This window comes from Paracoccus zeaxanthinifaciens ATCC 21588 (genome assembly GCF_000420145.1).
Classification (GTDB): Bacteria; Pseudomonadota; Alphaproteobacteria; order Rhodobacterales; family Rhodobacteraceae; genus Paracoccus; species Paracoccus zeaxanthinifaciens.
In genome coordinates this window covers 107,754-128,734 of record NZ_ATUJ01000003.1, presented here as the reverse complement: position 1 = coordinate 128,734, position 20,981 = coordinate 107,754, and the positions used below count along the sequence as shown (strand labels likewise).

Sequence of the window (20,981 nt, the reverse complement as noted above, 5' to 3'; positions counted from 1 at the left end):
GCCCCCCTTCCTCGTTCAGCCCGCGTTCATCGCCCAGGGGCCGTGGCTGTTCTCCACGTCGTCCAGACGCTCGAAGCCATGCGCACCGAAGAAGTCGCGCTGCGCCTGGATCATGTTCGCGGTGCCGCGCGCGGTGCGCATCATGTCGAACCACATCAGGCCCTGCGCCAGCGCGGGCATGGCATGACCGGCGGCGATGGCCTTCGACACGACCTCGCGCAGGGCGGGTGCGCCCTTCTCGATCAGGTCCGCGAAGAAGGGGGCCATGATCAGGTTGCGGTTCGGATCCTCGGCCAGGGCCTCGGCCATGTCGTTCAGCATGGACGAACGGATGATGCAGCCCGCGCGCCAGACCTTGGCGATCTCGGGTAGGTCCAGCGTCCAGCCGAAGCGTTCCGAGGCCGCCGAGATCATCGTGAAGCCCTGCGCATAGCAGAAGATCTTGCCCGCGATCAGCGCCTGTTCCAGCAGGGCGGGGTCGATGTTGCAGGGCTGGGGCGCCGCGCCGAAGCGGTCCTGGCCTGCATGGCGTTCGTCCAGCCGCGCCGAGACGTTGCGCGCCATCACGGCGGCCTCGATCACGGGGATGGGCGCTGCAAGGTGCTGCGCCTCGATCGCGGTCCAGCGACCGGTGCCCTTCTGGCCCGCGCGGTCCAGGATCACGTCGGGCATGGCCTTGCCGGTATGGGGATCGGCCGCCGCCGTCACCTTGGCCGAGATCTCGATGAGATAGCTGGACAGCACGCCCTCGTTCCAGCGCGAGAACACGTCCGAGATCGCGCCCGCATCCATGCCGTCGCCGTCGCGCATCAGGCCATAGACCTCGGCGATCATCTGCATGTCGGCATATTCGATGCCGTTATGGACCATCTTGACGAAATGGCCCGCGCCCGCATCGCCCATGCGCGCGGCGCAGGGTTCGCCATCCTCGGCCTTGGCGGCGATCGCGTTCATGATGTGGGACACGCGGTCCCAGTCGGCCGCATCGCCGCCGCCCATGATGGCGGGACCGTGGCGCGCGCCTTCCTCGCCGCCCGAGACGCCCATCCCCAGGAAGCGGAAGGGCAGCTCTGCTGCGTCGCGGCGGTTCGTGTCGTGGAAATCGGCATTGCCCGCGTCGATCACCAGGTCGTCGGCATCCAGCAGGGGCTTCAGCGCCTCGAGCTGCGCATCGACGGCCTCGCCTGCCGGGACCATCAGGATGATGGCGCGGGGCGGCGTGATCTGCGCGACCAGCTGTTCCAGGGTTTCGGTGGGGATCACGCGCGAGGCGAGGTCGCCCGCCGTGTCGTGGAACTTCTGCGTGACGGCCGCGGTGCGGTTCCAGACCGCGATCGGAAAGCCTTTCTCGGCGATGTTCAGCGCCAAGGCGGCCCCCATCGTCCCAAGGCCGATCAGCCCGATTTCTGCCTGCGCCATGGCGTCTCCCTTTCACGAAGTGAATCTTTGCCGGATGCGTTTACGCCAAGGGCGGGGCGGTGTCACGGCATCCGAACCTGATCGTTCGATCAAAAAACGGATGAAGCCCGGTCAGCCCAGCCTGATCAGTGTCTGGAGGCCCGTGGCGACATGGCTGCGCGTGCCGCCATCCTCGGCCCAGACATCCAGCTGACACACGCTGAGCGTGCGGCCCGACTTGATGACGCGGCCCCTGGCCTCGACCGCCTGGCCGCGGGCGGGGTTCAGCAGGTTCAGCTTGAACTCGGTCGTCAGCACCTCCTGGCCCGGATCGAACAGGGTGAAGGCCGCATAGCCGCCCGCGCTGTCGGCAAGGGCGGTCGTCGCACCCGCGTGGAAGAAGCCGTGCTGCTGGCTCAGCTGCGGGCGGAAGGGCATGCGCAGGACGACCTCGCCGCAGCGGATGGTCGAGATCTCGGCCCCGAGATGCTGCATGAGGCCCTGCGCGGCAAAGCTGTCTTCCAGCCGCGCGACGATTTCGGGGTTCAACGGGCCGGAACAATCCATCTGTTCCCTCCTGGTGGTTCTGCCGACAGATTGCGGCAGAAGATCGCCTGGGGGAAGGGGGCAGGACGCAGGGTCGCGAAAAAGCGGACATGAAAAAGGCGCGGCGGACATCGCTGCCCGCCGCGCCCTTGAACGTTGTCTGGTCGCGATCAGCGACGCAGGCGGTTCGCGGCCTCCAGCAGCATCGCGCCGACGCCGATCTTGACGATGTCGCCCAGCAGGAAGGGCATGACGCCCACCGCGATCAGCTTGTCCGCGGGCACGAAGGCCGACAGCCAGATCAGGCCGGGGACATAGATGGCGACGGTGCCCAGGCCCATGGCCAGCGCGCGCATGCCGAGGCCGCGCCCCTGTGCCAGCGCGCCGGTGACCAGCATCGACAGCGCCATGCCGATCAGGAAGCCCGTCGTCGGGCCGGCCAGATAGGCAAGACCCACCCCGCGTTCGGGGCTGCCCGCGAAGACCGGAAGCCCCGCAAGGCCCGCCGCCATGTAGGCGCCCATCGCCGCCAGGCCCAGTCGCGGGCCAAGCGCCGCGCCGATGATCAGGACGGCCAGCGTCTGCAGGGTCATGGGCACGGGCCAGAACGGAACCTGGATCTTGGCGCCGATGGCGATGAGGACCGCGGCGGCCAGCGTGATCGTGACCTTGCCCGTCAGGCTGTTCGGGGCGGCGATGCCCTTGGCAAGCTGCATGACAAATCCTTTCATGACATTCGAGAATCGCGCGGATGAACCCCGCGCGAGGGTTGCGGCATCGTGACGCAACGGAACCGTGGGGCGCAAGTCCCCGTTTGTCGCAGCCTGCCAAGGCGTATCGGCGGCGCGGATGAAATTCGCGTCAGGATGCGCATCAGGGCCGTGCCGCTCTGTTTCAGGCCAAAAAAGGATGCTAGACAGGCTTTTCAATCACATGCCGCGATGGGGGATCGAGACATGGCCGGGGATTATCCGAAGGTCGAACGCGTGATGGGAGGTCCCGCCGGCTGGGTGTCGATCCTGTTCCCCGCGATCCTGTTCACCTATTTCCTGAACCTGCTGCCCGAGGTGGTCGAAGGGCCGGTGACGGCGGGCTTCGACTGGGTGCCCGCACTGGGCGTCCAGATGTCGGTCCTGCTGGACGGGCTGAGCATGATGTTCGCCCTGCTGATCACCGGGATCGGCACGGCGGTCACGCTGTATTCCTGCCACTATCTGGGCGATCACCCGCATTACCCGCGCTTCGTCTGCTATCTGCTGATGTTCATGGTGGGGATGCTGGGGCTGGTGCTGGCGAACGACCTGATCGCGCTGTTCGTCTTCTGGGAGGTCACGACGATCTCGTCCTACCTGCTGATCGGGTTCAACGCCGACCAGGCATCATCGCGGCGATCCGCGCTGCAGGCGCTGCTGGTGACCGGGGCAGGGGGGCTGATCCTGCTGGCCGGGCTGATCGTGCTGGGCAGCATCGCGGGCACGTTCCGCATATCCGAGATCCTGACGCAGGGCGACATGATCCGCGCGCATCCCGCCTATGGCGCGATCCTGATCCTGTTCTTGGCGGGCGCTTTCACGAAATCCGCGCAGGTGCCGTTCCACTTCTGGCTGCCGAACGCGATGGCCGCGCCGACGCCGGTCTCGGCCTATCTGCACTCGGCGACGATGGTGAAGGCGGGTGTCTTCCTGATGGCGCGGATGAACCCGGTGCTGGGCGGCACGGATGCGTGGTTCTGGATCCTGATCCTGTTCGGCGGGGTCACGGCGGTCTTCGCGTCCGTCATGTCGATGCGCCAGACCGACATCAAGCAGGTGCTGGCCTATACCACGCTGATGGCATTGGGCACGCTGACCATGTTCATCGGCGCGGGCACGCATTACGCGATCATGGCGGGCATGCTGTTCCTGCTGGTGCATTCGCTCTACAAGGCGGCGCTGTTCCTGATGATCGGCATCGTGGACCACTCGACCGGTACGCGGGACGCGACGGTCCTTCGCGGCCTGTCGAAGGCCATGCCGCTGACGGGCATCGCCGCCGCGCTTGCCGCGCTGAGCATGGCGGGCATCCCGCCGCTGCTGGGCTTCGTGGGCAAGGAATACATGTACAAGGCGGGCATGGACCTGCCGGGCCTGGGCGCGATCTGGGTCACCCTGATGACCTTCGCGGCATCGGCGCTGATGTTCGCGGCGGGCGGCATCGTCGCCTGGCGCCCGTTCCGCGGCGAGCTGGCCGAGACCCCGCATCACGCGCACGAGGGATCCTGGCCCATGCTGGCGGGGCCGCTGGTCCTGGGCGCGCTGTCGCTGATCTTCGGGCTGTTCCCCGGCATTCCGGGCCATTTCCTGATCGGCCCCGCGACCAATGCCGTCGAGGGCGCCGTCCACGAGGTGCACCTGCACCTGTGGGGCGGGATCAACATGGCGCTGTTCCTGTCGATCCTGACCTTCATCGCGGGCTGGCTTCTGTATCGCAACCACGAGGGGATCCGCGCGCGCCTTGCGGCCTTCGAGGCCCGCAGCCCGATCGATTTCGACGCGGGCTGGGACCGGCTTCTGGACGGGTTCAAGGATTTCGCGGGCTGGCTGACGGGGATCGTGCAGAACGGCAACCTGCAACGCTATCTTGCGGTGACCTTCACCACCTTCGCGGTGCTGGTCGGCGGCACCTACCTGGTGCGCGGCGCGTTCGAGGTCGGCCCGCGCCTGATCCAGCTGGGCGCCCATCCGGTGCAGTGGAGCGTGCTTCTGCTGATGATCGCGGGGTCGTTCCTCGTGGTGTCCACCACCAGCCGCATGACGGCGGTGGCGGGGCTGGGCGTGGTCAGTGTCGGCGTCGCGATGGTCTTCATCATGTTCAGCGCGCCCGATGTCGCCATCACCCAGCTGCTGGTCGAGGTGCTGATCATCGTGCTGGTCACGCTGGTCATGCTGCGGCTGCCCTATCTGCCGCCCAGAAGCGAGCTGCATTTCCGCTTCGGACACGCGATCATCGCGACCTCGGTCGGGGCGGTCGTCACGCTGGTCCTGATCGCGATGCTGTCGGGTCCGTTCGACCGCAAGCTGACGGATTACTTCGAACAGACCGCCTATCCCGAGGCGCATGGCCGCAACATCGTCAACGTGATCCTGGTCGATTTCCGGGCACTGGACACCTTCGGCGAGATCACGGTGGTCGCCATCGCCGCCATCGGCGCGCTGGCCCTGCTGCGCGGCATCAAGACCCGAAACACCGGCAACCAGAACGGCAGCGAGGAGGCCTGACTTGCAATCCCTGATCCTGACTACGGCCACGCGGCTGCTGGTGGCGCTGCTTCTGGTCTTCTCGGTCTATGCGCTGCTGCGGGGGCACAACCTGCCGGGCGGCGGCTTTATCGGCGGGCTGATCGGGGCCACGGCCTTCATCCTCTATGCGATCGCGGCCAGCGTCGACGAGGCCAGGGCCGCGCTTCTGGTCGATCCGTCCAACATCGCGGTCGCGGGGCTTGGCGCGGCGGCGATCGGGGGGCTGGCATCGGTCCTTGCGGGCAAGCCGTTCCTGACCGGCCTGTGGCTGTTCCTGGGCGCAAGCGAGGGGGGCAAGGGCCTGCCCCTGTCCACGGTGCTGATCTTCGACACGGGCGTCTATCTTGCCGTCTTCGGCGGCATCCTGACGCTGGTCTTCGCCCTGGAAGAGGAAACCTGAGATGGAGCTTCTCCTTGCCATCACCACGGGCGTCCTGACCGCCGTCGCGGTCTATCTGATGCTGTCGAAGAACCTGCTGCGCTATCTCTGGGGGCTGGTGCTGCTGTCGAACGCGGTGAACTTCGTCATCTTCCTCGGCGGTCGCCTGACCCCCGGCGCGCCGCCCCTGATCGACGAGGGCGACTATGCCCCCGCGGGCGAGGTCGCGAACGCCCTGCCGCAGGCGCTGGTCCTGACGGCCATCGTCATCAGCTTCGGGCTGATGGCCTTCGCGCTGGCGCTGATCTATCGCACCTACATGACCCTCGGGACGGTCACCAGCACCGAGATGCGGATTGCAGAACCCCGACCCCGCAAACCGGAGTCCGATGAATGAGCTGGCTGCTTGTCTATCCCATCGTCATCCCGCTGCTGACGGCGGTCCTGACCTATATCCTGCGACACAACCCGGCGGGGCGGTGGATTTCCGTGGCGGGCACGCTGGCGCTGCTGCTGACCAGCATCATGCTGCTGGCCTCGGTCATCCGCGACGGGGTGATCGCCGCGCAGATGTCGGATTGGGGCGCACCCTTCGGGATCACGCTGGTCGCCGACTATCTGGGCGCGGTCATGGTCGTCATCACCGCCATCACCGGCCTTGCCACCGTCGTCTATTGCATCGGCGAGATCCCCGAGCGGCTGGAGCGTCAGGGCTTCTTCGCGCTGCTGCAGGTGCTGCTGATGGGCGTCTGCGGGGCCTTCGTGACGGGCGACCTCTTCAACCTCTATGTCTGGTTCGAGGTGATGCTGATTTCCAGCTTCGGACTGCTGGTCATGGGCGGCACGCGCGAACAGCTTGACGGCGGGGTGAAATACGTCGCCCTGAACCTGGTATCCACGGTGATGTTCCTGGCGGGCGTCGGCATCCTCTACGGGATCACCGGCACGCTGAACATGGCCGACCTGCACCTTGCCGTCCGAGAGGTCGAGAATACCGGCCTGCTCAGCTCGGTCGCGGTGATGTTCATGGTGGCCTTCGGGGTCAAGGCCGCGCTGTTCCCGCTGTTCTTCTGGCTGCCCGCATCCTATCACACGCCGCCGATCGCGGTCTCGGCGATCTTTGCGGGCCTGCTGACCAAGGTGGGCGTCTATGCGCTGATCCGGGTCTTCACGCTGATCTTCGACCAGGATGTCGGATACACGCATACGCTGATGCTGTGGCTGGCGGTCGCGACCATGGTGATGGGCGTCCTGGGTGCCGCGGCGATGAACGATTTCCGCCGGATCCTGTCGTTCCACATCGTCAGCCAGATCGGCTACATGGTGCTGGGGCTTGCGCTGTTCACGCCGCTGGGGCTTCTGGGGGCGGTCTTCTACCTGGTGCACCATATCATCGTGAAGGCGAACCTGTTCTTCATCGCGGGCGTGGCCAAGCGCATCGGCGGATCGACCGACCTGTCGAAGCTGGGCGGGCTCTATGCCCATGCGCCGGTGCTGGCCTTCCTGTTCCTGATCCCGGCATTCTCGCTGGCGGGCTTCCCGCCGCTGTCGGGCTTCTGGGCCAAGTTCCTGGTGGTCAAGGCCGCGCTGGATGCGCAGATGTGGGTCGTGGCGGGCATCGCGCTGGCGGTGGGCCTGCTGACGGTCTTCTCGATGACCAAGATCTGGGGCGCGGCCTTCTGGCCCGACCACCCCGAGGGCGCGAAGCCGCGCCTTGGCGACATCCCCGTCTTCGAGCGTCTGGCCATGATGCTGCCCATCGGCGCGCTGGCGCTGCTGACCTGCGTGATCGGCCTCTTCCCCGAACCCTTCGTCAACTTTGCCGAGATCGCCGCCGGGCAGCTTCTCGACCCGAGCGACTACATCTCCACCGTGCTGGGGGTGCAGCCATGAACCATTTCGCCGTAAACCTGATCCTTGCGATCGCCTGGGTGGCCCTGACCGGCAGCCTGACGCTGACGGGCCTTCTGACGGGCTTCGTGCTGGGCACCGCCGCGATGTGGCTGGTCCGGCCGCTGTTCCCGCGCAGCCGCGGCTATTTCGCGCGACTGTATTTCTGGTGCCGCCTGGTGGTCATGTTCGTCTATGAACTGTTCGTCAGCAGCCTGTCGGTCGCCAAGGACGTGCTGACGCCGGGTCAGAACTCGAAGCCGGCCCTGCTCGAGGTGCCGATCTCGGTGACGACGGACCTGCAGATCGCGCTTCTGTCGAACCTGGTGTCGCTGACGCCGGGCACGCTGACGCTGGACGTTTCCGAGGATCGCAAGACATTGTATGTCCACGCCATGTTCGCATCGGACCCCGAACAGATCCGCTGGCGCATCCGCGAACATCTGGAACTGTGGATCCGGGACGCGACGGAGTAAGCCGATGACCATTCTCGATTATGCCATCCTTGTCGCCTTCGTCTTCGTGATCCTTGGGATCGTGCTGGCGGCGGTCAGGCTGTTCCGCGGCCCGACCCTGGCCGACCGGATCGTGGCGCTGGACATGATGACCGTGCAGCTGGTGGCCTTCGGGGCGCTGATGGCGCTTCTGTCGCGCGACGCGGCATTCCTGGACGTGGCGGTCGTGCTGGCGCTGGTGGGCTTTCTGGCCACGGTGTGCCTGGCCCGTTACCTTGAACAGCGCATCCTGCTGAAGGCGGAGGAACGCGAATGATCACCGAGCTTGTCATATCCGCACTGGTCGTCATCGGCGGGCTGTTCTGCTTTGCCGCCGGTCTGGGCGTGCTGCGCCTGCCGGACGTGTTCAACCGGATGCATGCCTCGACCAAGGCCGCCACGCTGGGGTCGGGGATGATCCTTGTGGCCGTCGCGGTGCTGTTCGGCGAAAGCACGATCATCGCGCGCGCCGTCGCGGCGATCCTGTTCCTGCTGCTGACCGCGCCCGTCGCCGCGCATCTGATCGGGCGCGCGGCCTTCCGCACGGGCGTCCCCATGGTCGAGGATACCGCCTGCGAACCCGGCGTGGCCGAGGCCCTGCGCAAGCGCGCGGGCGGGCAGAAGCTGCCCTGACGGTCCGTCATCCTGCGCGCGGGCTTTCCAAACCGGCCCGCGCGTCGTAGATATCTGGCGAATGGCGGACGAACCGCCCGAGCCGAAAGAGCCAGATGAGCCAAGACATAACGACGATCACCCGCACCGAAGATCTTGCACGTTTCTGCGAAGCTGCGAAATCCGCCCCCTATGTCACCGTCGATACCGAGTTCCTGCGAGAGCGGACCTACTGGTCCAAGCTGTGCCTGATCCAGCTGGCGATCCCGCCGGCATCGGCGCCCAAGGAACCGGGCGGAGAGGCGGTCCTCGTCGATCCGCTGGCCGAAGGGCTCTCGCTCGTACCGCTCTATGATCTGTTCCGCCACGAGGCGACGGTGAAGGTCTTCCATGCCGCGCGGCAGGACCTGGAAATCTTCTTCCACGACGCCGAGGTGTTCCCCAGGCCGCTGTTCGACACGCAGGTCGCCGCGATGGTCTGCGGTTTCGGCGAACAGGTCGGCTACGAGACGCTGGTACGCAAGATCGCCAAGGCGAACCTGGACAAGTCGTCGCGCTTCACCGACTGGTCGCGGCGTCCGCTTTCGGATGCGCAGAAATCCTATGCGCTGGCCGACGTGACCCATCTTCGCGGCATCTACGAATTCCTGGCGCAGGAACTGCAGAAGACCGGCCGCGACGCCTGGGTCGACGAGGAGCTTGGCGTCCTGACCGACCCCGAGACCTATATCACCCGCCCCGAAGAGGCATGGCTGAAGGTCCGCACCCGCACCAACTCGCCGCGTTTCCTTGCGATCCTGCGCGAGCTGGCCCGCTTCCGCGAGGCCTATGCCCAGGAACGCGACATCCCCCGCAGCCGGGTCTTCAAGGACGACGCCATGATCGAGCTGGCCTCGACCAAGCCGATGTCCGAGGGTGATCTGGGCCGCGCGCGCCTGCTGCTGCGCGATGCGCGCAAGGGCGACATCGCGGCGGGCATCCTTGCCGCCGTCAAGGCGGGGGTCGAGGCCAAGGACCTGCCCCAGCCCAAGGGCGAGGAGCCGGGCAAGCCCGGCAATCCCGCGCTGTCGGACCTGCTGCGCGTGCTGCTGAAGGCCAAGGCCGATGCGGCGGGCGTCGCGCCCAAGCTGATCGCCTCGGCCTCGGACCTGGATGCCATCGCCAGCGGGACGCGCAACCTGCCCGCGCTGTCGGGCTGGCGGGCCGAGGTCTTCGGCGACGACGCGCTGCGGCTGGCCGCGGGCGATATCGCGCTGTCCGCCCAGAACGGTGCGGTCCGGATCGTTCCCGCACGGTGACATCATGATGCAATCGCTTCGACTGACCCGCCCCTGGCCCGAAGATGTCGAAGCGATCACTGCCGCGCTTGGCGATTGGGAAACGACGCGCTGGCTGACCGTCGTGCCCTTCCCCTATGCCGAAGACGACGCACGCGCCTTCATCGAGGAGGCGGGCCCAGACGAATACGCGATCCGCATGGGTGCGTCGCTGGTGGGCATGCTGCGCGTGGGCGAAAGCTTCGGCATCTGGATGGCGCCGGGCTGGCAGGGCAGGGGGATCGCCCGACGCGCCGCCATCCTTGCGCTGACGCGCTTCTTCGCCGGGGGCGGGCAGGCCATCGCCGCGCAGCACCTTGACGGAAACACGCGATCCGCGCGGATGCTGGACTGGCTGGGCTTCCGTCCCACCGGTCCGCTGCAGATCGCATCGAGGCCGCTTGGCCGCGACGCCCCCGCGCAGGGGCTGCGCCTGACCCGCGCCGAATTCGAGGCGCGCCATGCCATCGACCTGCGGACGGCGCGGTTGCGCCTGAACGCCATCGGCCCCGACGATCACGAGGCGCTGCACCGCATCGTCACCCGCCACTCCGTCGCGCGGATGCTGCTGCGGTTCCACCCGGACATGACGCCAGCCGATACCGCCGCGATCCTGTCCGAGGGCGCGTTGTTTCCGCCCCTGCGCCTGGCCGTCCGGATGGACGGGCGCGTGATCGGCGCGGTCGCGGTCAGCGCAGGCAGCGTGCCGCGCCTCAGCTATTTCCTCGATCCGGAACTGGCGGGGCGGGGGATCGGGCAGGAAATGGTCGCGGCGGCATTCGACGAATATGTCGCCCGCTTCGATCCGCAGCAGGTCGAGGCCGATGCATTCCTCGACAACCTGCCCTCGCGCAAGGTTCTGAAGAACCTCGGCTTTCAGCGGGTCGAGGATATCCGCATCAAGTCGCTGGCACGCGAGGATCGGGACATGGCCGCGCTGTATCGCTGGCGCCCCTCGGTCAGCTAATCTTCGGACCTGCCGATGACGCGGAACATCGCGCGGCGTTCCTCGGGGCTGCGGGGGCTGCGCGCGGGGACATACTGGTCGGGATCTTCCGCGAACCCGATCTGCGAGGGCGAGGGCGTCAGCGTGCGACCGCCCTCGATGATCGGCATCACCTCGTCCCCGGTCAGGTCGAAGCGACGGGGCGCGACGCCCGGCTCTCCCTCGGCGATGAGACAGCCGAGGGCGCGCGTCACGTCGCCCAGATCCGACCGCAGCGGCAGCAGCAACATCTGCGCATTCAGTTCGGGGCGCGCATAGTCGCCCCGCGCATGCAGCGTCAGCCGTGCGATCTGCGGGGCCTTGAACACGCTTTCCAGCACATCCGAGAACCGCCCCCGCGAGCTGGTGTTGAGGAAGGCGCAGATCGGCATGCCGCGCACCTCCATCCCCATCAGGTCAATCATGTGACGTCCCGCAAGGCGCAGGCGACCCGCGCCGGGCGCGATGCGTTCCAGGATGAAGGCGTGGTCCAGCGCACGCGCGATCCCGCGCGGGTCCACATCGCTGCGCGCGGGCACGGCGCGACCGTTGCGCAGGCTTTCCCAATAGTCGCGCAGCTCGGCCAGGATGCGGTCGGGGCGGCAGGGCTCGTAATCGACCAGACGGACGACACGATCGGATCCCGGCGCGTCGATCGCACCCGGCTTCGCTTCGGATCTGTCTTCCCGGTCAGGCAATCGAGGCCTCATTCACTATATGCAATAATACAGATGTGTCGCAACAACTGGTATGCCGTGGCCATAGATAACGCCACAACCTGTCGCGACACGAGTCAATTCCTGAACAAATAGTTAAACTTCTACTTCCAAAGTTGAAAGTCTTTCTTGCGCGATATGCTTGCGAATAAGGCATGGACTTGACCAGCGCGTGGCGGCGGGGCATCCCCATGCGCAGGATTCAAGCGACTGCCAGAAGGAAAACCCGCATGATGGACCGTACCGGACTGATGGTCATCCTGTCGTCGCCATCGGGCGCGGGGAAGTCCACGCTGGCCCGTCGTCTCATGGACTGGGACCCCTCGCTCAGCTTTTCTGTTTCGGCCACGACGCGCGCACCGCGCCCGGGCGAGGTGGACGGCGTCCATTATCACTTCACCTCGCGCGAGGAATTCCTGTCGCTGGTGCAGAATTCCCAGATGCTGGAACATGCGGAGGTTTTCGGAAATCTCTATGGCAGTCCGCGCGGCCCCGTCGAAGAGGCGATGCTGGCAGGGCGCGACACGCTGTTCGACGTGGACTGGCAGGGCGGCCAGCAGATCCGCGCCTCGGCGCTTGGCGGGCATGTGGTGTCGATCTTCGTCCTGCCCCCCTCGCTGCCCGAGCTGGAGCGGCGGCTGCGCACCCGCGGGCAGGACAGCGACGAGGTGATCGCCGGCCGCATGGACAAGAGCCGGGGCGAGATCAGCCACTGGGCCGAATACGATTATGTCCTCGTGAACGACGATCTGGACCGGACCGAGGAACATCTGCGCGCCATCCTGACCGCCGAACGGCTGCGCCGCACGCGGCAGGCGGGTCTGGGCGCCTTCGTCAAGGACCTGATGGCCGAGGAGAGCGCATGATCTGGGAACTGGACGGCATCGCCCCGCGGATCGACCCCGACGCCTGGGTGGCCCCCGACGCCTCGCTGATGGGCCGCGTGGTGCTGGAGGAAGGGGCCTCGGTCTGGTTCGGGGCCGTCCTGCGCGGCGACAACGAGGAAATCCGCGTCGGGCGCGGCAGCAACGTGCAGGACCTGTGTTGCCTGCATACCGACATGGGCCATCCGCTGACCATCGGGCCGGATGTGACCATCGGCCACCGCGCCATGCTGCACGGTTGCACCATCGGCGCGGGGGCGCTGATCGGCATGGGTGCTACGATCCTGAACGGCGCGGTCATCGGCGAAGGCGCCCTGATCGGCGCGGGCGCGCTGATCCCCGAGGGCAGGGAAGTGCCCGCAGGGGCGCTGGTCATGGGCGCGCCGGGCAAGGTCGTGCGCGAACTGGACGCCGATGCGCGGCAGCGGCTGATCGAGTCGGCCCAACGCTATCGCGCGAACGCGGCGCGGTTCCGCGACGGGCTGAAGCCCGCGGGCGGGCGGTGATGATGCCGCCGGGCACCGCGCGCCGCGTCGGGGGGTTCCTCGATGGCGTGCCGATGCCCATGATGGCGGTCGATCACCGCGCAAGGGTCATCGCGGCCAATCCGGCCGTCGTGCGCCTGCTGGGCGCCGACCTGATGGACCGCCCCTTCGTCACCGTCCTGCGCCATCCCGCCATCGTCGAGGCCGTGGACTGGGTCCTGGAACCCGACCGCCACCGTGCCCCCACGCTGGATCCGGGCCTGCCGCCGCCGGTCGACGGGGGCGTCACGCTGCGGGCGCAATTCCCCGCCGACGGGCGCGACATCCTGGCCGAGGTGACGGTCTCGCCCCTGCCGTCCGTCTTCGGGCGCGGCGCGATGATCGCGCTGCACGACCGCTCGGTCGCCGAGGAGGCCGAGCAGATGCGCCGCGATTTCGTCGCCAATGTCAGCCACGAGCTGAAGACCCCGCTGACCGCCATGACCGGCTTCATCGAGACGCTGCGCGGGCCCGCGCGCGAGGATGCGCGCGCCCGCGACAGGTTCCTCGACATCATGGAGCGCGAGGCCGCGCGCATGAACCGCCTGATCCAGGACCTGCTGTCGCTGAGCCGCGTCCAGGCCGAGGAACGTCAGCGCCCCTCGACGCGCGTCGATCTGGCCGGACTGCTGCGCAGTGTCGTGGCGACCATGTCCCCGCGCGCCGAGGCTGCGGGCGTCGACATCCACGTCGCGGGGCTGGAGGATGCGGTCGCGCTGCCGGGGGATGCCGACCAGCTGACGCAGGTCTTCCAGAACCTGATCGAGAACGCGCTGAAATACGGCGGATCGGGCGGATATCTGGGGCTGCGGCTGGAACGCATCGCGCACGAGCCGATGCTGCGCGGCCCCGCCTGGGCCGTCACCGTCGAGGATCGTGGCGAGGGGATCGAGGAACAGCACCTGCCGCGCCTGACCGAACGCTTCTACCGCGTGGACACGCACCGGTCGCGGGCGCAGGGCGGCACTGGGCTGGGGCTTGCCATCGTCAAGCACATCATCAACCGCCATCGCGGTCGGCTGCGGATCGACAGCCGCCGGGGCGCGGGCAGCCGCTTTACCGTGATCCTTCCCGAACGCAGCTCTCGCGGCTAGTGGCCCTTCGCGTGCCGATCGCCTATAACGGCGCGGCACATTCACGCGAGAGGGACCGCCATGTCTGACGCAACCGGCTTCGATCCGGCCAAGCTTGCCGCCGCAAACGCCTCGGTGCGACTGGTCGAGGATGGGATGAAGCTGGGTCTGGGGACCGGCTCGACCGCTGCCGTCATGGTCGAGATGCTGGCCCGCCGGGTCGAGGCCGAGGGCCTGAGCCTGCGCTGCGCGGCCACCTCGAAGGCGACGGCGGAACAGGCGCTGTCGCGCGGCCTCAAGGTCGAGAGCCTGGACGATATCGGCTGGCTGGACATGACCATCGACGGCGCCGACGAGGTCGATCCCGACCTGCACCTGATCAAGGGCGGCGGGGCCGCGCATCTGCGCGAGAAGATCGTCGCGGCGGCCAGCGACCGCATGGTGGTGATCGCCGATCCCGGCAAGGTGGTGGAACGGCTGGGCGCCTTCCCCCTGCCGGTCGAGGTCCTGGGCTTCGGTTTCGAAAGCAGCCGCACCCTGATCCGCCGCGTGCTGGACGACCTGGACCTTGGCGGTCGCGACGTGCTGACCCGCATGAAGGGCAGCGACCCGCTGATCACCGACGAGGGCAACCTGATCCTGGACCTGCATCTGGGCGCGATCCCCGATCCCGCCGCGCTGGCACGCGCGCTGTCGGCCATTCCGGGCGTGGTCGAACACGGCCTGTTCCTGGGCATGTGCGATGTCGCGATCATCGGAAAGCCCGACGGCAGTGTTGTCGAACTGGCCCGCGATGCCGATATCGATGCCGACATGCTGGCCCATGAAGGAGAATGAGATGAGCTTCGACTACGACCTCTTCGTGATCGGTGGCGGTTCGGGCGGGGTCCGCGCCGCGCGGATCGCGGCCGGCGAACATGGCGCGAAGGTCGGTCTGGCCGAGGAAAGCCGCATGGGCGGCACCTGCGTGATCCGGGGCTGCGTGCCCAAGAAGCTGATGATCTTCGCGGCGGGCGCGGGCATGGCCATCGACGAGATGCGCGGCTATGGCTGGACCGGCGCGGATGCGGGCAGCTTCGATTGGGCCGTCTTCCGCGAAAAGCTGGACGCCGAGCTGACGCGGCTGGAGCTGATCTATCGCGCCGGGCTGGAGCGTGCGGGCGTCGAGGTTCACGACCAACGCGCGACCCTTGTCGATCACCACACCGTCGCGCTGGCCGACGGGACGCGCAAGACCGCGCGCCACATCCTGATCGCCGCCGGCGGTCGTCCCGCGCCCATCGGCATCCCGGGCGAGGAGCTGGCCATGGTCAGCGACGACCTGTTCCTGATGGACGAGCTGCCCAAGCGCGTCCTGCTGGTGGGCGGCGGCTTCATCGCCTGCGAATTCGCGACCATCCTGGCGGGGCTGGGCGTCGAGACGGTGCAGGCCTATCGCGGCGACGCGGTGCTGCGGGGCTTCGACCGCGAGGGGCGCGACCTGGCGACGCTGCAGCTGTCGCAGGTGGGCGTCGACCTGCGGCTGGGCATCACGCCGACCGAATTGCGCAAGACCGATGACGGCATCGAGGTCGCCTTCGACGACGGCAGCACCGACCGCTTCGACCGCGTGCTGATGGCGACGGGCCGCAACCCCTATACCGCCGGGCTGGGGCTGGAGAACACCGAGGTCGTGCTGAAGCCCAATGGCGCGATCGAGGTGGACGAATGGTCCCAGACCAGCGTGCCCTCGATCTTCGCGGTGGGCGACGTGACCGACCGCGTGAACCTGACCCCGGTGGCGATCCGCGAGGGGCACAGCTTCGCGGACACGGTGTTCGGGGCGAACCCGCGCAAGGTCGATCATTCCATCGTCGCCAGCGCCGTCTATCTTCGGCCGCATGAATTCGCGACGGTCGGCCTGACCGAGGAAGAGGCCAAGGCCCGCGGGCCGGTCGATGTCTTTGCCACGACCTTCCGGCCCATGCGGTCGATGTTCGCGGGCAGCGATGCGAAGATGATGATGAAGCTGCTGGTCGATCCGCGCGACGACCGGGTGCTGGGCTGCCACATCTTCGGCCCCGAAGCCGGAGAGATGATCCAGTTGGCCGCCATCCCCATCGGGATGGGCGCGACCAAGGCGCAGTTCGACGCGACCATCGCGGTCCACCCGACCGCTGCCGAGGAGCTGGTGACGATGCGCAGCGTGACGCGCCGACACGAAGGGGCAGGTGTCTGACCGCGCCCGATGGCCGCAGGGCTGCGCCTTGACTTTTCGACGCGCAGCCCCAGTTTTCAACTAACGGAAATTCCAAGGAAAGAAGGTTCGACGGATGGCAAATCAGGGCCCCTGGGGCGGAGGCAATGGCGGCCGGAAGGACGGGGATGGCGACAAGCGCCCCGCCGGTCGCCCTTGGGGAGAAGAGCCGCAGGGCGGGCGTCGTCCCGGTCAGGGTAACGACCCGCAGCGCCCCGAGATCGAGGATCTGATGAAGAAGGGCCAGGAACGCCTGCGCGTCCTGATGGGCGGTCGCGGAAATGGCGGGAACGGCGGCAATGGCGGTCCGGGCGGGCGCAAGCCCTCGGGTCCGAATTTCGGGCTGAACCGCTCGACCGTGTCGCTGGTCGCCATCGCGGCGGTGGCGCTCTGGGCCTTTTCCAGCTTCTACCGGGTGCAGACCAACGAGAAATCGGTCGAGTTCCTCTTCGGTCGCGCGGTCGCCGTGGGCTCCGAGGGTCTGAACTTCGCGCCCTGGCCCTTCGTCACCGCCGAGGTGGTGTCCGTCACGAACGAACGCGTGACCGAGATCGGCACCGGTCGCGGCGGCCAGATGGACAGCGGCCTGATGCTGACCCGCGACCAGAACATCGTGGACATGGAATACCAGGTCGTCTGGAACATCCGCGATCCGCAGATGTACTTGTTCAACCTTGCCGATCCCTCGGACACGATCCGCGCCGTCGCGGAATCCGCGATGCGCGACATCATCGCCCGCAGCGAGCTTGCGCCCATTCTGAACCGCGATCGCGGCGCCATCGCGCAGGACCTGCAAGAGGCCGTGCAGCAGACGCTGGACGCCTATCAGTCCGGGATCAACGTCGTCCGCGTCAACCTCGACCGTGCCGACCCGCCCGAAGAGGTGATCGACAGCTTCCGCGCCGTGCAGGCCGCGCAGCAGGAACGCGACCGGTTGGAGAAGGAGGCCGACGCCTATGCCAACCGCGTTCTGGCGCAGGCCCGCGGTGACGCGGCGCAGTCGCTGGAACAGGCCGAGGGGTACCGCGCCGAGGCCGTGAACACCGCATCGGGTGAGGCCGCGCGCTTCAACTCGATCTACGAGGAATACGTGAACGCGCCCGAGGTCACGCGGCGCCGGATGTATCTGGAAACGATGGAGCAGGTCCTGGGCGACGTGAACAAGATCATCCTGGGCGAAGGTCTGAACGAGGGATCGGGCGTGGTGCCCTATCTGCCGCTGGACCAGCTGCGCGGGAACCGCACCACCGGATCTGACCAAGGCAACGGAGGGTCGAACTGATGGCACGCCGTACGCAGACCCTTGCAGCCCTTGCGCTGCCCGCACTGATCGTCGCCGGCGTCCTTGCCGGCAGCGCCCTGTTCATCGTCGACGAGCGCGAGAAGGCACTGGTCCTGCGCCTTGGCCGCGTGGTCGATGTGCAGGAGGCGCCGGGCCTCAACTTCAAGGTGCCCTTCCTCGACAACGTGGTCAAATATGACGGTCGCATCCTGGGGCTGCCCACCAGCCCGCTGGAGGTGACGCCCGCCGACGACCGCCGCCTTGTCGTCGACGCCTTCGCGCGCTGGCGCATCACCGATCCGGTCCGCTTCCGCCAGGCCGTGGGCTCGGGCGGTGTCGATACCGCGCAGCAGCGGCTGGAACCGATTGTCCGGAACGCCATCCGCGAAGTGCTGGGCACCGTGCCCTCGACCACCGTCCTGTCGGACGAGCGCACGGCGCTGATGAACCAGATCCGCGACGAGGCGCGCAACAACTCGGAAGGGCTGGGGGTCGAGTTCATCGATGTGCGCCTGACCCGGACCGACCTGCCCGAGCAGAACCTGACGGCGACCTATGCCCGGATGCGGGCCGAGCGTGAACGCGAGGCCGCGGACGAGATCGCCCGCGGTCAGGAAGCCGCGCAGCGGGTCCGCGCCGCCGCCGACCGGACCGTGGTCGAGCTGACCTCGGAAGCCAGCCGCCGCGCCGAGATCGTCCGAGGCGAGGCCGATGCGCAGCGCAACGCGATCTATGCCGACGCCTATGGCCGCGACCCCGAGTTCTTCGCCTTCACCCGCTCGCTGACGTCCTATGAACGCGCGCTGAAGGGCAGCAACAGCTCGATGGTGATGCAGCCTGACAGCGAGTTCTTCACCTATCTGTCGGGTGACGGGGCCGAGAACGCGCAGCCCGCGTCCACGCCCGTGCCTGCCGGAAACTCGGCCGAGCGTCTGAACGCGCCGAAGCCGGTCGAGCCTGCCGAGGAGGAGGAACTGGTCACCCCCGAGGTCACCGACCGCGAGGGCAACCGCCTGGGCGAGAATGCCGGCGTCAAGCTGACCCCGGTCCCCGAGAGCCTGTCGCCCCCGCCGCAGCAGGCCCCCGAGATCGTGGCCCCCGACGCCGAGCTGGAAAGCCAGCCCGCCCAGGATGCGCCCGCCGAAGGGACCGACGAACCGGCCCCCGAGGAAGAGGCCCTCGATGAAGAGGCCGGGACCCCGGCGAACTGATCCGAACCCGAAGGGGGCGGGGCCTTGCGGTCCCGCCCTTTTTCATTGCCCAATCACGATCAGTTCACATCCCGAGAGCGTGGTTTATTTGCAACGCGCCGAGGGATAGGTTTTCGATGGATCCGGCAGGTCCGGGGGTGCGTCCCCCGGAAAATGTCTCGAAAAACAGAGGACATACAGCATGAAACAGCTTCTTCCTCGGCATCTTCTGACCGCATCGGCGACGGCGCTTCTGCTGGGCCTCGGCCATGCCGGTGCCCAGCAGGTGGTCGAGCCCGCCAACGAGGACACGGCCCCCCAGATCAGCCAGGAGGCGCAGGAGGCGGCAGACGCCAACAAGCCCCTGGGCGTCGACGGTGCCGAAGCCGCGCCCCAGCACGTGATGCCCGGCAGCTTTGCCGACCTTGCCGAGCAGGTCTCGCCCGCGGTCGTGAACATCACCACCACCGCCGTCGTCTCGCAGCCCACGCAGGGCGGCCCGGTCTTCCCCGAGGGCAGCCCGTTTTCCGACCTGTTCCGCGAGTTCGGCTTTCCGGGGATGCCCGGACCCGATGGCAGCCCGCAGCGCCAGATGCCGCAGCGCTCGAACGCGCTGGGGTCGGGCTTCGTCATCTCGGCCGACGGGTTCATCGTCACGAACAACCACGTCATCGACGGCGCCGACGAGATCGAGGTCGAGTTCTATTCGGGCGAGCGGCTGGCAGCCGAGGTCGTGGGGACCGACCCCTCGACCGATATCGCGCTGCTGAAGGTCGAGAGCGAGGACGCGATCCCCTTCGTGGGCTTCGGCGACAGCGACGCCGCCCGCGTGGGCGACTGGGTGCTGGCCCTGGGCAACCCGCTGGGGCAGGGCTTCTCGGCCTCGACCGGGATCGTGTCGGCGCGGAACCGCGAATTGTCGGGCACCTATGACGACTATCTCCAGACCGACGCGGCCATCAACCGCGGCAATTCCGGCGGCCCGCTGTTCAACCTCAAGGGCGAGGTGATCGGCGTGAACACCGCGATCCTGTCGCCCAATGGCGGCTCGATCGGGATCGGCTTCTCGATGGCGTCGAACGTCGTGTCCGAGGTGGTCGACCAGCTGCGCGACTTTGGCGAGACGCGTCGCGGCTGGCTGGGCGTCATGATCCAGGACGTCACCGAGGAGATGGCCGAGGCCCTTGGCCTGGACGAGCCGGGCGGCGCGATGATCACCGACGTCCCCGAGGGGCCCGCGCAGGATGCGGGGCTGAAGGCGGGCGATGTCATCACCCGTTTCGGCGGTGAACCCGTCGAGGATACGCGCGACCTGGTGCGCCGCGTCGCGGATGCCCCGGTGGGTGAACCCGTCGAGGTCACCATCCAGCGCGACGGCGACGAGGAGGTGCTGGACGTCACCATCGGCCGCCGCGAGACCGCGCAGGGCGAGGCGCAGTCGGACGAGCCCGAGGGCGAGACCGAGCTGCTGGGCCTGACCGTGACGCCCCTGACCCCCGAGATGGCGCAGGAGCTGGGCGCGCCCCGCGACGCGTCGGGTCTTGTCATCACCGGAATCGATGCAAGCTCGGCCGCGGCCGAGAAGGGGCTGGCCGCGGGCGATGTCATCACCGAGGTGAACCAGCAGCCCGTCGGCAGCATCGCCGACCTCGAGGCCCGCGTGCAGGACGCCCGCGATGCCGGTCGCCGTTCGGTCCTGATGCTGATTCGCCGCGAAGGCGCGCCGCTGTTCGTGGCCCTGCCCATCGCCGAGGAAGAGTGACCCGCAGGGGGCGGCCCGGTTCCGGGCTGCCCCTTTTCAAACGGGTCGGCGTTGCTTAACTGGGCCGGACAACAAGGGAACCAGCTGATGGCCAAGATTACCTACGTCGAACATACCGGCACCCGCCACGAGGTCGAGGTCCGTCCCGGCATGACCGTGATGGAAGGCGCGCGCGACAACGGCGTGCCCGGCATCGACGCCGATTGCGGCGGGGCCTGCGCCTGTTCGACCTGCCACGTCTATGTCGCGCCGGAATGGCTGGACCGTCTGCCGCCGCGCGACCCGATGGAAGAGGACATGCTGGACTTCGCCTACGAGCCCGACCCGACGCGGTCGCGGCTGACCTGCCAGATCAAGGTCACCGAGGAGCTGGACGGCCTGGTCGTCCAGATGCCCGAACGCCAGATCTGAGAACG

Annotated in this window: 22 protein-coding genes; 18 read left to right on the top strand and 4 right to left on the bottom strand. The window is 67.7% G+C overall.

Going from position 1 to position 20,981, the window contains the following annotated elements; all coding sequences use genetic code 11:
- Window positions 1–15 precede the first annotated feature (15 nt).
- The 3 genes from gndA to F804_RS0103920 form a co-directional block, all read right to left on the bottom strand.
- Window positions 16–1,419: an NADP-dependent phosphogluconate dehydrogenase gene (gene gndA, locus F804_RS0103930; protein ID WP_022706446.1), complete on the bottom strand. Its 1,404-nt coding sequence runs from the start codon at window positions 1,417–1,419 to the stop codon at window positions 16–18.
- Window positions 1,420–1,530: 111 nt separating this feature from the next.
- Window positions 1,531–1,965 (bottom strand): PaaI family thioesterase, encoded by a 435-nt coding sequence (locus F804_RS0103925; protein ID WP_028725589.1) that lies wholly within the window; start codon window positions 1,963–1,965, stop codon window positions 1,531–1,533.
- A gap of 149 nt (window positions 1,966–2,114) precedes the next feature.
- Window positions 2,115–2,660, bottom strand: coding sequence for a biotin transporter BioY (locus F804_RS0103920; RefSeq protein WP_022706444.1), 546 nt, complete (start codon window positions 2,658–2,660; stop codon window positions 2,115–2,117).
- Window positions 2,661–2,900: 240 nt separating this feature from the next.
- Here F804_RS0103920 and F804_RS15575 point away from each other — a divergent pair, with 240 nt between their 5' ends.
- From F804_RS15575 to F804_RS16845, 9 genes are all read left to right on the top strand, one after another.
- A complete protein-coding gene (locus F804_RS15575) occupies window positions 2,901–5,201 on the top strand; it encodes a putative monovalent cation/H+ antiporter subunit A (RefSeq protein ID WP_051142281.1) in 2,301 nt (766 codons plus the stop codon).
- A gap of 1 nt (window position 5,202) precedes the next feature.
- A complete protein-coding gene (locus F804_RS0103910; protein ID WP_022706442.1) occupies window positions 5,203–5,622 on the top strand; it encodes a Na+/H+ antiporter subunit B in 420 nt (139 codons plus the stop codon).
- 1 nt (window position 5,623) lies between these two features.
- Window positions 5,624–5,998, top strand: a complete 375-nt coding sequence (locus tag F804_RS15570) for a Na+/H+ antiporter subunit C (protein WP_022706441.1) — start codon at window positions 5,624–5,626, stop codon at window positions 5,996–5,998.
- Window positions 5,995–7,494, top strand: a complete 1,500-nt coding sequence (locus F804_RS0103900) for a Na+/H+ antiporter subunit D (protein ID WP_022706440.1) — start codon at window positions 5,995–5,997, stop codon at window positions 7,492–7,494. Before F804_RS15570 ends, F804_RS0103900 begins: the two co-directional genes overlap by 4 nt.
- Complete coding sequence (locus tag F804_RS0103895; RefSeq protein ID WP_022706439.1) at window positions 7,491–7,967, top strand: Na+/H+ antiporter subunit E; 477 nt, start codon at window positions 7,491–7,493, stop codon at window positions 7,965–7,967. The genes F804_RS0103900 and F804_RS0103895 overlap by 4 nt, the downstream gene beginning before the upstream one ends.
- 4 nt (window positions 7,968–7,971) lie before the next feature.
- On the top strand, window positions 7,972–8,262 hold the full coding sequence (locus F804_RS0103890) for an MrpF/PhaF family protein (RefSeq protein WP_022706438.1): 291 nt from the start codon (window positions 7,972–7,974) through the stop codon (window positions 8,260–8,262).
- Entirely contained in the window at window positions 8,259–8,618 is a 360-nt protein-coding gene (gene mnhG / locus F804_RS15565) for a monovalent cation/H(+) antiporter subunit G (protein ID WP_022706437.1), read from the top strand. The genes F804_RS0103890 and mnhG overlap by 4 nt, the downstream gene beginning before the upstream one ends.
- A 107-nt stretch (window positions 8,619–8,725) precedes the next feature.
- The gene (gene rnd / locus F804_RS0103880) at window positions 8,726–9,895 is read left to right on the top strand and encodes a ribonuclease D (protein WP_028725587.1); all 1,170 of its coding nucleotides are present in this window, start codon (window positions 8,726–8,728) and stop codon (window positions 9,893–9,895) included.
- A 7-nt stretch (window positions 9,896–9,902) separates the two neighbouring features.
- A complete protein-coding gene (locus tag F804_RS16845) occupies window positions 9,903–10,880 on the top strand; it encodes a GNAT family N-acetyltransferase (protein ID WP_169447676.1) in 978 nt (325 codons plus the stop codon).
- Here the strand turns inward: F804_RS16845 and F804_RS0103870 are convergent.
- Window positions 10,877–11,596 (bottom strand): PAS domain-containing protein, encoded by a 720-nt coding sequence (locus F804_RS0103870; RefSeq protein ID WP_022706434.1) that lies wholly within the window; start codon window positions 11,594–11,596, stop codon window positions 10,877–10,879. The genes F804_RS16845 and F804_RS0103870 overlap by 4 nt on opposite strands.
- A 251-nt stretch (window positions 11,597–11,847) precedes the next feature.
- Here F804_RS0103870 and gmk point away from each other — a divergent pair, with 251 nt between their 5' ends.
- The 9 genes from gmk to F804_RS0103825 all read left to right on the top strand — a co-directional run bounded on the left by gmk (window position 11,848) and on the right by F804_RS0103825 (window position 20,976).
- A complete protein-coding gene (gene gmk / locus F804_RS0103865) occupies window positions 11,848–12,480 on the top strand; it encodes a guanylate kinase (RefSeq protein WP_028725585.1) in 633 nt (210 codons plus the stop codon).
- Window positions 12,477–13,004, top strand: coding sequence for a gamma carbonic anhydrase family protein (locus tag F804_RS0103860; RefSeq protein WP_022706432.1), 528 nt, complete (start codon window positions 12,477–12,479; stop codon window positions 13,002–13,004). The genes gmk and F804_RS0103860 overlap by 4 nt, the downstream gene beginning before the upstream one ends.
- Window positions 13,004–14,116, top strand: a complete 1,113-nt coding sequence (locus tag F804_RS0103855; RefSeq protein ID WP_022706431.1) for a sensor histidine kinase — start codon at window positions 13,004–13,006, stop codon at window positions 14,114–14,116. Before F804_RS0103860 ends, F804_RS0103855 begins: the two co-directional genes overlap by 1 nt.
- A 60-nt stretch (window positions 14,117–14,176) precedes the next feature.
- Window positions 14,177–14,932: a ribose-5-phosphate isomerase RpiA gene (rpiA, locus tag F804_RS0103850; protein ID WP_022706430.1), complete on the top strand. Its 756-nt coding sequence runs from the start codon at window positions 14,177–14,179 to the stop codon at window positions 14,930–14,932.
- Window position 14,933: 1 nt separating this feature from the next.
- Window positions 14,934–16,313 (top strand): glutathione-disulfide reductase, encoded by a 1,380-nt coding sequence (gene gorA / locus F804_RS0103845; RefSeq protein WP_022706429.1) that lies wholly within the window; start codon window positions 14,934–14,936, stop codon window positions 16,311–16,313.
- A gap of 94 nt (window positions 16,314–16,407) precedes the next feature.
- Window positions 16,408–17,613: an FtsH protease activity modulator HflK gene (gene hflK, locus F804_RS0103840; protein ID WP_022706428.1), complete on the top strand. Its 1,206-nt coding sequence runs from the start codon at window positions 16,408–16,410 to the stop codon at window positions 17,611–17,613.
- Window positions 17,613–18,824, top strand: coding sequence for a protease modulator HflC (gene hflC / locus F804_RS15555; RefSeq protein ID WP_022706427.1), 1,212 nt, complete (start codon window positions 17,613–17,615; stop codon window positions 18,822–18,824). Before hflK ends, hflC begins: the two co-directional genes overlap by 1 nt.
- 382 nt (window positions 18,825–19,206) lie before the next feature.
- Window positions 19,207–20,565, top strand: a complete 1,359-nt coding sequence (locus F804_RS15550) for a DegQ family serine endoprotease (RefSeq protein WP_245540313.1) — start codon at window positions 19,207–19,209, stop codon at window positions 20,563–20,565.
- A gap of 87 nt (window positions 20,566–20,652) precedes the next feature.
- Window positions 20,653–20,976: a 2Fe-2S iron-sulfur cluster-binding protein gene (locus F804_RS0103825; protein ID WP_022706425.1), complete on the top strand. Its 324-nt coding sequence runs from the start codon at window positions 20,653–20,655 to the stop codon at window positions 20,974–20,976.
- Window positions 20,977–20,981: the final 5 nt, after the last annotated feature.

Excerpts from the sequence above, each read along its gene's own strand:
- gndA (WP_022706446.1), bottom strand. The coding sequence starts at position 1,419 with ATGGCGCAGGCAGAAATCGGGCTGATCGGCCTTGGGACGATGGGGGCC.
- F804_RS0103925 (WP_028725589.1), bottom strand. The coding sequence starts at position 1,965 with ATGGATTGTTCCGGCCCGTTGAACCCCGAAATCGTCGCGCGGCTGGAA.
- F804_RS0103920 (WP_022706444.1), bottom strand. The coding sequence starts at position 2,660 with ATGCAGCTTGCCAAGGGCATCGCCGCCCCGAACAGCCTGACGGGCAAG.
- F804_RS15575 (WP_051142281.1), top strand. The coding sequence starts at position 2,901 with ATGGCCGGGGATTATCCGAAGGTCGAACGCGTGATGGGAGGTCCCGCC.
- F804_RS15570 (WP_022706441.1), top strand. The coding sequence starts at position 5,624 with ATGGAGCTTCTCCTTGCCATCACCACGGGCGTCCTGACCGCCGTCGCG.
- F804_RS0103900 (WP_022706440.1), top strand. The coding sequence starts at position 5,995 with ATGAGCTGGCTGCTTGTCTATCCCATCGTCATCCCGCTGCTGACGGCG.
- F804_RS0103895 (WP_022706439.1), top strand. The coding sequence starts at position 7,491 with ATGAACCATTTCGCCGTAAACCTGATCCTTGCGATCGCCTGGGTGGCC.
- F804_RS0103890 (WP_022706438.1), top strand. The coding sequence starts at position 7,972 with ATGACCATTCTCGATTATGCCATCCTTGTCGCCTTCGTCTTCGTGATC.
- mnhG (WP_022706437.1), top strand. The coding sequence starts at position 8,259 with ATGATCACCGAGCTTGTCATATCCGCACTGGTCGTCATCGGCGGGCTG.
- F804_RS16845 (WP_169447676.1), top strand. The coding sequence starts at position 9,903 with ATGCAATCGCTTCGACTGACCCGCCCCTGGCCCGAAGATGTCGAAGCG.
- gmk (WP_028725585.1), top strand. The coding sequence starts at position 11,848 with ATGGACCGTACCGGACTGATGGTCATCCTGTCGTCGCCATCGGGCGCG.
- F804_RS0103860 (WP_022706432.1), top strand. The coding sequence starts at position 12,477 with ATGATCTGGGAACTGGACGGCATCGCCCCGCGGATCGACCCCGACGCC.
- F804_RS0103855 (WP_022706431.1), top strand. The coding sequence starts at position 13,004 with ATGATGCCGCCGGGCACCGCGCGCCGCGTCGGGGGGTTCCTCGATGGC.
- rpiA (WP_022706430.1), top strand. The coding sequence starts at position 14,177 with ATGTCTGACGCAACCGGCTTCGATCCGGCCAAGCTTGCCGCCGCAAAC.
- gorA (WP_022706429.1), top strand. The coding sequence starts at position 14,934 with ATGAGCTTCGACTACGACCTCTTCGTGATCGGTGGCGGTTCGGGCGGG.
- hflK (WP_022706428.1), top strand. The coding sequence starts at position 16,408 with ATGGCAAATCAGGGCCCCTGGGGCGGAGGCAATGGCGGCCGGAAGGAC.
- hflC (WP_022706427.1), top strand. The coding sequence starts at position 17,613 with ATGGCACGCCGTACGCAGACCCTTGCAGCCCTTGCGCTGCCCGCACTG.
- F804_RS15550 (WP_245540313.1), top strand. The coding sequence starts at position 19,207 with ATGCCCGGCAGCTTTGCCGACCTTGCCGAGCAGGTCTCGCCCGCGGTC.
- F804_RS0103825 (WP_022706425.1), top strand. The coding sequence starts at position 20,653 with ATGGCCAAGATTACCTACGTCGAACATACCGGCACCCGCCACGAGGTC.